Raw genomic sequence first — 11900 nt, forward strand, 5'->3', positions numbered from 1 at the left:
GATTTCCTAGACATCTCAAGGCCATGGAAAATGGCTGATTCGGAGGTGTCCATGAGCAGTAAGCGGTATACGGATGAGTTCAAGATCGAGGCGGTCCGGCAAGTGACCGATCGTGGGTTCAAGGTGGCAGAGGTCGCCGAGCGACTGGGTGTCACCACGCACAGCCTGTACGCTTGGCTGCGCAAGTTCGGCAAGCCCGGCGTAGTACAGCGCGCTGAGGCGGACCAGAGCGCCGAAGTCCGGCGGCTGAAGATCGAGTTGCGCCGGGTGACGGAGGAGCGCGACATCCTAAAAAAGGCCGCCGCGTACTTTGCCAAGGGGTAAAGGCAAAGTACCTCTTCATGCAAGTCCACCGCGAAGAATTCAGGGTGTGCGCGATGTGCCGGGTTTTGCGGGTGAACCGGGCTGGATACTACGCGTGGCTAAAGTCGCCCGACAGTGAACGCGCCAAGGAAGACGAACGCCTGCTGGGGCTGATCAAGCACCACTGGTTGGCCAGCGGCAGTGTCTATGGGCATCGCAAGATTGCCAAGGATCTACGCGATCTGGGTGAGCGTTGCAGTCGCCATCGGGTGCATCGATTGATGCGCACCGAGGGACTGCGTGCCCAGGTGGGCTATGGCCGCAAGCCGCGCTTCCATGGCGGAACGCCGTGCAAGGCGGCAGCCAACCTGCTGGATCGACAGTTCGACGTGACCGAGCCGGACACGGCCTGGGCGAGCGACTTCACCTTCATCCGTACGCATGAAGGCTGGATGTACCTGGCTGTGGTGATCGATCTGTTTTCCAGGCAGGTCGTCGGCTGGGCGATGCGCGATCGAGCCGATACCGAGTTGGTCGTGCAGGCCTTGCTGTCGGCGGTGTGGCGGCGCAAACCCAGCGCTGGTTGCCTGGTTCATTCGGACCAGGGGTCTGTCTACACCAGCGATGACTGGCGCAGTTTCCTGGCGTCCCATGGCTTGGTGTGCAGCATGAGTCGGCGTGGCAACTGCCACGAGCGCGAAGCCTGCCCTTGGGGCACAACGCACCGGTGGAGAGCTTCTTTGGTCTGCTCAAACGCGAGCGGATCAGGCGGCGGATCTACCCCACCAAGGACGCCGCACGCGCCGAGGTGTTCGACTACATCGAGATGTTCTACAACCCACAACGCCGTCATGGTTCAACTGGCGACCTGTCCCCTGTAGAGTTTGAACGGCGCTACGCGCAACGAGGGTCTTGAGTGTCTACGGAACCCTGGGCGTATCAACCACTGCCAAGGGCTTTCATCTCATTCGCGTACACCCACTCACATACCCAAATCAGACAGCCCCGGATGGTCATCCGGGCGACGGCCCAGCGGCCAGTGGAACTTGCGGTCGCTTTCCTTGATCGGCATGTCGTTGATGCACGAAAAGCGGCGCTCCATCAGCCCATCGGCGCCGAACTCCCAGTTCTCGTTGCCGTAGGAGCGGAACCAGTTGCCTGAGTCGTCGTGCCATTCATAGGCGTAGCGCACAGCAATACGGTTTTCGGTAAAGGCCCACAGCTCCTTGATCAGGCGATACTCCAGCTCCTTGTTCCATTTGCGCGCAAGGAACTGCCGCGCTTCTTCCCGGCCGTTGGTGAACTCGGTACGGTTTCGCCATTGGGCGTCGAGCGAATAGGCAAGCGACACTTTGTCTGCATCGCGGGAATTCCAGCCGTCTTCGGCAAGTCGTACCTTGTCGATCGCAGTAATAACGGGGTCAGGTTGACTTTCTGAGTGAACTTGACCCTATTTCCTTGCAGCCTCCCCTGCATGCCAATGACGCGGGCCCGAGCGAGACCGGAGAAACGGAGTCAGGTTCTTAGGTATCCCCACGTTTTTAAAGCACCAGCGTCATCTGCTCACGCACTGCTTCGGGCAGTGTACGTAAGCGTTCTAGCCAGCGTGAGACAGGTTCCATCGGCCAGCGCCTGGCCAGCGCCTGGCGGCCGACACGCAGTGTCGAGTAGAGCTTGCGTGTACTGCTGCGTGGCGATAGCCACTGGGCGATACCGGTGGCTTCGCATCCCAGTCCTGCCAGCCAACTGGCAAAGGTGGCCAGTGTGTTGAGCAACAACAGGATCTGCAACCGCTCGCCGCGACGGGTCAGGCTGTCTTCCATCGCCTGACCGTAGCGATGCGACTTCAGATCACGAAATGCCAGCTCGATCTGCATCCTTCGTGCGTACAGATTGACCAAGTGTTTCGCGCTGGGTGCTTGTAACTGTGGGGAGGCAACGATCAACCACGGCTCGCGTTCACGCGCCGCTGCTTTCAAGCTGGAGGATGCACGCGAGACCTTCGCTGGCGAGCGGCGGTTGCGTTGCTGACGTCCCAGACGTGTCTTGGCATAGAGCACCAGACGGCAATCGAGTGGATCACTGCGATTGGCCTGCATCGGTGGCAATTCGCATGCACGGTTGGACGCCAATGCATGCAGGCGTCGGCTATCGATCCATTGCGCTGCATCATCGGGCACGTCTTGCGGTTTGACCTGCGTGCGTCCGCGAAGACGCCCGACCCAATCCCAGCCCATCGCCGACACCGCGCGAAACCATGGCGTGCGGAATCCGGCGTCCGTGACCAGGATCGGACGCACATCGTCTGGAATCATTCGCCTGAGCTGTTGCAAGAAGCGTTTTTCCGCGCCGGGCGATCCCTGCTGTTTCCCGGCAACCACCATGTCCAGCAAGGTGAGTGTGCGTCCACCGATCGGCACGGCTGCGCGCAGCAGACACCATGACTTGTCCGGCTTCAAATCGCTCCAGTCGATGACGATCACCGGCTGGTCGCCGCGCAACAGCCAATGCGCCATGTCCCGCTCGATCATGGATCGCTCGGCCTGCAACGTGCGATTGCACAGCAGGCGGTCGCATGCCTTGAGGGGCGCACGTACCCGCGTCGCGCCAGGCCACGCGCGTGCGATGTCGATCAGCGTCAGTCGGCCCCCGTGCACTAGCGCTTCAACCGCGCCCAGCAAGGTACGTTGGCGTAACGCATGCATCCCGGAGAGTGAGTTAGACAGGCACTTCTGCAATACTTCGCTGGCGCGCATGGTCGGCACTCTTCTCTGGCTTAATCACCTTGAAGCGTGCCCCATGCGCGCACCTTCTTCCACCGCCTGGCCCACCAAGCGCTTGATCTCGCAGGAAGAAATGTGGGGAAACCTCAGAGTCAGGTTGACTTTTCAGTGAACCTGACTCCGTTTCTTGACTCCGTTTCTTCATTGATACGCGCAGGGTTCCACAGGTACACACCACCCTCATTGCGCGTAGCGCCGTTCAAACTCTCAGGAAACAGGTCGCCAATTGAACCTGGGTAGCGTCGGGAGTGTTGAACATTCCGATGTAATCGAGCGCCTCTGCGCGTACGGCGCCCTTGGGCAATAGGAGCGTCGCCCGATCCTCTCGCGTTCGGGCTGGCCGAAGAAGCTCTCCACCAGGGAGCACTGGCGCTTCCCGCTGGTGGCGACGTCACAGGCATACCGACCGCGGCGCACCCCCATCACGCGTAAGGCACAGTCGCAGCCACAGGGTGCGGTCGAATCACCACCAACGCGTCTCCCGCGGCGACAGGCTTGCCCGCCTTGCAATGCAAGGCCGCGATCGTTCCTGCCTGACTTGCGGCTACCTGGAACTCCATCTTCATGGCTTCCAGGATCACCAGCGGTTCGCCGATCTGGACTTCCTGCCCGACGTCGACAAGAACCTTCCACACATTGCCCCACATGTCGGCCACCACCGCGCTTCCGTCGACAGCCTGCATGACTGCCTCCTCGGCATCCTCCACCGCCTCGACCTTGGGGTCGTTCTGCCACAGCGCCACTTCAGTGGCATAGGCGGTCTGCTGCCGCTCCCGGAATGCTTCGATACTGCTTGCGTCTTGAGCTAACAGCCGCTCGTGCTCGGCCAGATCAAACACGGCATCTTCGACTTTGATGTGCGTGCGGCCGGCACGGAAATCGGCCCGGAACTGATCCAGTTCAACCTCGGTCACCGGATAGAAGCGCACCCGGTCGAAGAAGCGCAGCAGCCAGGGCTCCGCGCCGAACTGGCGGTTTCTCAGGAACTTATTCCAGATCGGCACCGTACGGCCCACGAGCTGGTAGCCGCCGGGCGAGTCCATGCCATAGATGCACATGTACACGCCGCCAATGCCCACCGTGCCTTCAGCCGTGAAGGTGCGTGCCGGGTTGTACTTGGACGTGAGCAGCCGATGGCGCGGGTCCAGCGGCACGGCACAGGGCGCGCCCAGGTACACGTCGCCCAGGCCCATCACCATGTAACTGGCTTCGAAAACCGTCGTGCGAACATCCTCGCGGCGGCTCAGGCCGTTAATGCGCTGGATGAAGTCCACGTTGTTGGGCAGCCAGGGGGCGTCGGCCTTCACCGTCTCGATGTAGCGTGTGACTGCACCCAGCGTGGCCGAATCCTCGAAGGCCATGGGGAGATGCACGATGCGGCTCGGGACCTGAAGACCCTCCACGCCGGGCAATTGCGTTTCCAAGGCGATCAGGCGTTCGACCAGCACCGACTGCGCGATGACGCGGCTGTCGTAGTGAATTTGCACAGAGCGCACGCCGGGCGAAAGCTCATGCACGCCGTCCAGCTTCGCGGCCTTGAGCGCTTCCATGAGCAGATGGACGCGCAGGCGCAGCCGCAGGTCCAGCACGTTGGGGCCGTATTCGAGCAGGATGTACTTGTCTCCAGCCTGCCGGTAGGCCACGGCCGGGCGTTGGCCTTCGGCAGGCAGCTCGGCCAGCACGCATTCCGAGACCGTCGCCGGTGCAGCGGGAAGATCCCGCGCTGACAGGTCCGGCAGCGGGCGCAGCAGGCGGATGGCCTTGTCCTGCGCCTGCTCCAGCGCCAGGGCTTCATCGAAGCCCATGCGCCTGAAGCGGATGGTGTCGCCCGGCTTGACCTGACCCACCTTCCAGAGCTCGGCCTTGGCGATGGTCGCCGGGCACACGAAGCCGCCCAGGCTGGGGCCATCGCAGGTCAGGATCACCGGCGTATCGCCGGTGAAGTTGATGCTGCCGATGGCATACACGCAGTCGTGCACATTCGATGGGTGCAGCCCGGCCTCGCCGCCGTCGCTGCGCGTCCACTTGGGCTTGGGACCCACCAGCCGCACGCCCAGGCGGTTGGAGTTGTAGTGCACCTGGTAGTCGGTCGTGAAAAAGCGGGCGATGCTGTCTTCGCTGAAGAAGTCCGGCGCGCCGTGCGGGCCGTACAGCACGCCGATGTCCCAGTGTTTGCCATAGCTGGGCACCAGTTCGTGCGGTGGCGTGGCCGGCACGCAGGCCGGCGCTGGCGTGGTGCAGACCGCCAGCTCGGGCCGGCTGATGGGCAGCACGTCGCCCACGCGCAGCGTGCGCCCGGCATGGCCGCCGAACTGGCCGAGCACGAAGGTGGATTTGCTGCCCAGGTACTCAGGCACATCGATGCCACGCCGGATCGCGATGTAGCTGCGGCAACCGCTGCTGGCCTTGGCGATGCGCAGCACCTGGCTGGCGCGCACCGCGATGGGCTTCCACCAGGGCAGCGGTTCACCGTCGTCCAGTGTCGCCAGTGCCGGCGCGCCGGTGAGCGCGATCACCGCATCGCCATGGAACTTGAGTGTCGGCCCTTGCAGCGTGCATTCCAGGCCGGCAGCGCTCTCGTGGTTGCCGACGATGCGGTTGGCCAGGCGAAAGGCGTAGTCGTCCATCGGTCCGGAGGGCGGCACGCCGATGTCCCAATATCCGGTACGTCCAGGGTAATCCTGCACGGTGGTGTAGGTGCCCGATTCCAGCACCTCGACCACGGGCGAGACATAGTCGTAGCGGTCCAGCAGCAAAGTGGACACCGTCCCGGCCGAAAATTCCCTGCTTTGCAGGATGCTGCGCAGGTAGTCCAGGTTGGTGGCGCTGCCGTGCAGGCGCGTCAGCTCCAGCGCCATCAGCAACTTCTGGCGGGCTTCCTCGCGGTGCGCCCCGTAGGCGATGACCTTGGCGATCAGTGGGTCGTAGTTGGCAGACACCTCGGTGCCGGTCTGCACCCATGTGTCCACGCGCACGTCTTCGGGGAACTGAACATCGGTCAGTATGCCGGGCGCAGGCTGAAAGCCGCGCACGGGGTTCTCGGCATAGACGCGCACTTCGATGGCAGTGCCCCGCGGCGTGGGCAGATCATCGAAGGATGGCGGCTCGCCAGCGGCAATGCGTACCATCCATTCCACCAGATCCAGCCCGGTGACCGCCTCGGTGATGGGATGCTCGACCTGCAGGCGCGTGTTGACCTCAAGAAAGTAGAAGGCATCGCGCGCAGCGTCATAGATGAATTCCACCGTGCCGGCCGAGACATAGTTCACCGCTTCGCCCAGCTTCACGGCGGCGTCCAGCAAGGCGGCGCGGGTCGCGTCCGGCAGGTGCGGCGCAGGTGTTTCCTCGACCACCTTCTGGTGCCGCCGCTGCAGCGAGCAGTCGCGCTCGCCCAGCGCCACAACGCGTCCCTTGCCGTCGCCGAAGATCTGCACTTCGACATGGCGCGCATTGGCAACGAAGCCTTCGATGAAGACGCCGCTGTCCTTGAAGAAGTTCTGGCCAAGGCGCTGTACCGAATCGTAGGCCGTGGCCAGTTCGGCTGCGTTATCGCAGCGCGAGAGACCGATGCCACCGCCGCCGGCCGTGCTCTTGAGCATGACGGGATACCCGATGTGCTGTGCAGCGACTTTCGCATCGTCCAGACTTTGCAGCAGGCCGGTGCCAGGTGTCAGCGGCACGCCAGCGGCCTCGGCGATCGCGCGCGCGGTGTGCTTGAGGCCAAAGCGGCGCACTTGCTCGGGTGTGGGACCGACGAAGACGACGCCGGCCTCCGCACATTGCTCGGCGAACGTGGTGTTTTCGGACAGAAAGCCATAACCGGGGATGACGGCCCCGGCACCGGTCTTCCGGGCAATCTCCAGGATGCGATCGCCACGCAAATAGGTTTCGGCGGCGCTGCTGCTGCCGCCGCTGTTCAACGCCACAGCTTCGTCGGCGACGCTCACGTGCAGGCTGTCATGGTCAGCGTCGGAATACACCGCGACCGACGTCACTCCCATCTTCTTGAGCGTGCGCGCGATGCGCACCGCGATCTCCCCACGATTGGCGATGAGGATTTTCTTGAACATATGGCGTGCTCCGGGCGATGCAGCGGCTTGGCCTCCGACCGGAGCCCACTGCGAATGGGTAGGTGAAGTTCGGGCGCGATGGCCTAGTTCTTCCGGGCCACGTAAGCACGCCAACCGCCTAGCGCGGTGATGTCCTCCGCCCCCCGCGTGGCCCAGGACTCGCAGATGAAACCCTGGACCGTGCGGCCATCGATCAGATCCAGGCTGCCGATCCCCAAGGGCGATGGGATCAAGGCGACGAAGGAGCCGTAGCGCTCGACCGGCATGGCCCACAGTTCGACCGCGATGGGCGCGCCTTCGCCCGTGCGCAGCATCCCCGGCTTGGGCGGCACGGTCCCGGGCAAGGCATAGAGGCGATACGCCGCCGAGGTGTGCGTGCTCTCCAGCAGCGTGGCGCCGCGCTCGGTGAGCTGCCCGTTCAGAGGCATGCCCGATAGGTGCGCGCCGACGACCGCGACGATGACGTGGCCATCGAGGCTTGGGGCGGCTGGCACATCGACCGGTGGCAGCTCCTGCTGCGAAGCACCGCGCTTCCAGGGCGCTGCCGCCTGCCAGCGCCGGCCGAACGCGATCAGCCGCGCCTCGTGCCAAGCCGGTGCGATCAGCGTGATGCCTGCCGGCAACCCATCGGCGCGCATGCCAGCCGGCAGCGCAATGGCGCTAAAGTCGAGTAGGTTCACGAAGTTTGTGTAGACGCCCATGCGCGCGTTCATCGTCACCGGGTCGGCCAGCAACTGTTCAATGGTGTAGATGCTGGGCGCGGTGGGCACCAGCAGGCCGTCGAGGCCCTGCATCAGCGCTTCGGCCTTGCGTGCCAGCGCCATGCGGCGGTACTCGGCCTTGTAGGCGTCCACCGCGCTGAAGTTCGTCGCCTTTTGAACGATGGCGCGCACCACCGGGTGCACGACTTCTGGCTTGGCGTTCATCAGCTCCTCAATGGCGGCGTAGCGTTCGCCCACCCAGGGGCCTTCGTAGAGCAGCGCAGCGACCTCGAACAGCGGCGCGAAGTCGATCAGCTCCAGTTCCACGCCGATGGTTTCCAACCGTCGCAGCGCATCGGTGTAGACGCGCTCGGCCTGGATATCGCCAAACCAGTCGGGCGAGGCGGGAATGCCCAGCACCGGCTTGGCGGGCCAGCTGGCAGGACGGACCGGTGCCTGACGCGAATACGCATCGGAGGCATCGAAGCCGCCCATCGCGCGCAGCGCTGCATCGGCGTCGTCTACGCTCAGTGCCAGCACCGTGATGCAATCCAGCGTGCGGCAGGCAGGCACCAGTCCGCGGTTGCTGACCATTCCGCGTGTAGGCTTCAGGCCTACCAGGTTGTTGTGGCCGGCCGGCACGCGGCCGGAGCCGGCGGTATCGGTCCCCAGCGCAAACGGCACGAGACCACGAGCCACCACGGAGGCCGAGCCCGAGCTGGATCCACCACTGATGTACTCGGCTTTGAAGGCATTGGGCACCGGGCCATAGGGCGAGCGCGTGCCCACCAGGCCGGTGGCGAACTGGTCAAGGTTGGTCTTACCGATGACCACCGCGCCAGCGGCTTCAAGCCGATCGATCACGGCGGCGTTGTGTGTCGGCTGGTAGGCGAACTCCGGGCAGGCGCAGGTCGTAGGCAACCCCGCGACATCGATGTTGTCCTTCGCGGCGAAGGGCACGCCATAGAGCGGCAGCCTAGACAGGTCGCCGCCAACCTGCATCAGTTGTTGGGCAAGTCCGGCAAGCCGGGACTGCAGGCCGTCCAGGGAAAGCCGGGAAATCCAGGCGACATCACCTTGCGGCAAGCCGGCGATGAGGCAAGACAGCAGTTCGGCAGGAGCGGCGCCCTGCGCATACGCGGATTGCCAATCGGCCAAGGTCCAAAAAGCGGTGTGGGTCATGGTCGCTCGACAAGTTGGATGACCGCGGGAAGCTCCCCGGCATGCGCGGCGACTGGTCGACTCCAGCAACTGATATCCATCTGAGAATTCTTGATGTGATCGCGCATTCCGAATTCCATAGATACGTCAGGTAGCGTAGGAACGGGATTTTTTGCCAGAAGTGGCGACGTTCTTTGCGAAGGGAATCCTCCTGAGTTATCGGAAATGGGGTCAGGTTCTTAGGTATCCCCACGTTTTTAAAGCACCAGCGTCATCTGCTCACGCACTGCTTCGGGCAGTGTACGTAAGCGTTCTAGCCAGCGTGAGACAGGTTCCATCGGCCAGCGCCTGGCCAGCGCCTGGCGGCCGACACGCAGTGTCGAGTAGAGCTTGCGTGTACTGCTGCGTGGCGATAGCCACTGGGCGATACCGGTGGCTTCGCATCCCAGTCCTGCCAGCCAACTGGCAAAGGTGGCCAGTGTGTTGAGCAACAACAGGATCTGCAACCGCTCGCCGCGACGGGTCAGGCTGTCTTCCATCGCCTGACCGTAGCGATGCGACTTCAGATCACGAAATGCCAGCTCGATCTGCATCCTTCGTGCGTACAGATTGACCAAGTGTTTCGCGCTGGGTGCTTGTAACTGTGGGGAGGCAACGATCAACCACGGCTCGCGTTCACGCGCCGCTGCTTTCAAGCTGGAGGATGCACGCGAGACCTTCGCTGGCGAGCGGCGGTTGCGTTGCTGACGTCCCAGACGTGTCTTGGCATAGAGCACCAGACGGCAATCGAGTGGATCACTGCGATTGGCCTGCATCGGTGGCAATTCGCATGCACGGTTGGACGCCAATGCATGCAGGCGTCGGCTATCGATCCATTGCGCTGCATCATCGGGCACGTCTTGCGGTTTGACCTGCGTGCGTCCGCGAAGACGCCCGACCCAATCCCAGCCCATCGCCGACACCGCGCGAAACCATGGCGTGCGGAATCCGGCGTCCGTGACCAGGATCGGACGCACATCGTCTGGAATCATTCGCCTGAGCTGTTGCAAGAAGCGTTTTTCCGCGCCGGGCGATCCCTGCTGTTTCCCGGCAACCACCATGTCCAGCAAGGTGAGTGTGCGTCCACCGATCGGCACGGCTGCGCGCAGCAGACACCATGACTTGTCCGGCTTCAAATCGCTCCAGTCGATGACGATCACCGGCTGGTCGCCGCGCAACAGCCAATGCGCCATGTCCCGCTCGATCATGGATCGCTCGGCCTGCAACGTGCGATTGCACAGCAGGCGGTCGCATGCCTTGAGGGGCGCACGTACCCGCGTCGCGCCAGGCCACGCGCGTGCGATGTCGATCAGCGTCAGTCGGCCCCCGTGCACTAGCGCTTCAACCGCGCCCAGCAAGGTACGTTGGCGTAACGCATGCATCCCGGAGAGTGAGTTAGACAGGCACTTCTGCAATACTTCGCTGGCGCGCATGGTCGGCACTCTTCTCTGGCTTAATCACCTTGAAGCGTGCCCCATGCGCGCACCTTCTTCCACCGCCTGGCCCACCAAGCGCTTGATCTCGCAGGAAGAAATGTGGGGAAACCTCAGGGTCAGGTTGACTTTCTGAGTGAACTTGACCCTATTTCCTTGCAGCCTCTTCCTCTTTGCGTGCCAAAGACGCAGGCCGGAGCCAGACAAAAGCACCGGTGCAGAACCACTGCCGAGGGCTTTCATCTCATTCCTTGGACCCCTTACATGCCCAGATCAGACAGCCCCGGATGGTCATCCGGGCGACGGCCCAGCGGCCAGTGGAACTTGCGGTCGCTTTCCTTGATCGGCATGTCGTTGATGCACGAGAAGCGGCGCTCCATCAGGCCATCGGCGCCGAATTCCCAGTTCTCGTTGCCGTAGGAGCGGACCCAGTTGCCTGACATGGCATAGCCTCCAATCGAAGTGGATACATCGTCGTTTGAGATTGCGGCGGAGCGTCAGGCCGCTAGCGGGTGGCCTGTTTTAGCAATAACTGCGCGATATCTCTTGCGGTGTCTGCGGCGGCATCGACGTTGCGCACCTGGAGCGCCTGCTTCGTGGGCTGATCGTGCATAGCAGCAATACATAGAACCGATCGATCTGCCTCAGCGTGGCGCCGAACCTGTCGCGCGCTAGTTAGTGAACCCTGGCCGCGGTTTTCCCGCCTTTTTCTGTTTGGGCCATGTCGCGCACTCCAGCCGCCTAACGAACGGTCGTCGTAAGCGCCTGGAATGTAGTCCAACGGTCGATCACGACGCCGAACGCTCTACCGTGCAGCGCTGAGACGCTAACTTGTGGCAACAGCTCGGCAGGTGATGCGTTTTCGGCCTTGGCGGGATAAGGCGCGGGAGCAGATGCACAATGGACGTCAACAAGAGTCGGGGCGACTTCTTCTAACCTCATCAACGCTTGCATCGGAAGGCTGGGCGAATGCTCCTTGACCTCCCATACATCCCCCACCCGCCATCCTCGCTGCGGCCTCAACTGGAGAACGCACGATGATGAAGTGGATGGGCACCGCGCTGGCCGCGGCACTGTTGATGAGCGGTTGCGCCAAGGTGGAAGGCGAGAAGTTCGTTGGTCACTGGGTCAACCTGCAGTCGCAGGACGAGACGATGGACATCGAGCGCAATGGCGAGACCTTCATGGTCCGCAGCACCACGCCGAAGTTCTTCAGCCGCCAGCCCAAGACCGAGAGCTACCCGGCGGTCTACAAGGACGGCGCGCTGCAGGTCACCAACGATGGCGAGACGGTGAACTTCGCCATCGACGAGAGCAACGGCCATCTCAACACCGGTGGTGAGCAGTACGAGCGCGTGCCGGCCAAATAAGGCCGCAGCTGTCAGCGGCGCCCGCGTGCACACCTTGACG

General features: G+C 63.1%; 7 protein-coding genes and 2 pseudogenes. 2 read left to right on the forward strand and 7 right to left on the reverse strand.

Annotated features, from left to right (window positions below):
• Positions 1-51: 51 nt before the first annotated feature.
• Positions 52-1219 (forward strand): annotated as a pseudogene (locus AMD14_RS24395) (IS3 family transposase).
• Between the two features lie 66 nt (positions 1220-1285).
• Here AMD14_RS24395 and AMD14_RS22115 read toward each other — a convergent pair.
• From AMD14_RS22115 to AMD14_RS22140, 7 genes and pseudogenes are all read right to left on the reverse strand, one after another.
• Positions 1286-1717 carry a nuclear transport factor 2 family protein gene (locus AMD14_RS22115; RefSeq protein WP_040107708.1) on the reverse strand — a complete coding sequence of 144 codons (432 nt, stop codon included), beginning with the start codon at positions 1715-1717 and terminating at the stop codon, positions 1286-1288.
• A gap of 127 nt (positions 1718-1844) precedes the next feature.
• The gene (locus tag AMD14_RS22120) at positions 1845-3059 is read right to left on the reverse strand and encodes an IS4-like element ISXac1 family transposase (RefSeq protein ID WP_011050083.1); all 1215 of its coding nucleotides are present in this window, start codon (positions 3057-3059) and stop codon (positions 1845-1847) included.
• Between the two features lie 449 nt (positions 3060-3508).
• Positions 3509-7156, reverse strand: a complete 3648-nt coding sequence (uca, locus tag AMD14_RS22125; protein WP_011052894.1) for an urea carboxylase — start codon at positions 7154-7156, stop codon at positions 3509-3511.
• Between the two features lie 83 nt (positions 7157-7239).
• On the reverse strand, positions 7240-9108 hold the full coding sequence (atzF, locus tag AMD14_RS22130; protein ID WP_234705869.1) for an allophanate hydrolase: 1869 nt from the start codon (positions 9106-9108) through the stop codon (positions 7240-7242).
• Between the two features lie 167 nt (positions 9109-9275).
• A complete protein-coding gene (locus tag AMD14_RS22135) occupies positions 9276-10490 on the reverse strand; it encodes an IS4-like element ISXac1 family transposase (protein WP_011050083.1) in 1215 nt (404 codons plus the stop codon).
• A 24-nt stretch (positions 10491-10514) separates the two neighbouring features.
• Positions 10515-10733, reverse strand: a complete 219-nt coding sequence (locus AMD14_RS24815; protein WP_157882325.1) for a hypothetical protein — start codon at positions 10731-10733, stop codon at positions 10515-10517.
• Positions 10734-10750: 17 nt separating this feature from the next.
• A pseudogene (locus AMD14_RS22140) lies at positions 10751-10930 on the reverse strand (DUF1348 family protein); the annotation flags it as partial.
• A 597-nt stretch (positions 10931-11527) separates the two neighbouring features.
• Between AMD14_RS22140 and AMD14_RS22145 the strand changes: the two are divergent.
• Positions 11528-11860 (forward strand): hypothetical protein, encoded by a 333-nt coding sequence (locus tag AMD14_RS22145; RefSeq protein WP_003482333.1) that lies wholly within the window; start codon positions 11528-11530, stop codon positions 11858-11860.
• Positions 11861-11900: the final 40 nt, after the last annotated feature.

Origin of the sequence: Xanthomonas citri pv. citri (assembly GCF_000961215.1) — a bacterium.
Classification (GTDB): domain Bacteria; phylum Pseudomonadota; class Gammaproteobacteria; order Xanthomonadales; family Xanthomonadaceae; genus Xanthomonas; species Xanthomonas cissicola.

Coding starts and splice junctions, on each gene's coding strand:
- AMD14_RS22145 (WP_003482333.1), top strand. CDS start 11,528: ATGATGAAGTGGATGGGCACCGCGCTGGCCGCGGCACTGTTGATGAGC.
- AMD14_RS22120 (WP_011050083.1), bottom strand. CDS start 3,059: ATGCGCGCCAGCGAAGTATTGCAGAAGTGCCTGTCTAACTCACTCTCC.
- AMD14_RS24815 (WP_157882325.1), bottom strand. CDS start 10,733: ATGAAAGCCCTCGGCAGTGGTTCTGCACCGGTGCTTTTGTCTGGCTCC.
- AMD14_RS22135 (WP_011050083.1), bottom strand. CDS start 10,490: ATGCGCGCCAGCGAAGTATTGCAGAAGTGCCTGTCTAACTCACTCTCC.
- uca (WP_011052894.1), bottom strand. CDS start 7,156: ATGTTCAAGAAAATCCTCATCGCCAATCGTGGGGAGATCGCGGTGCGC.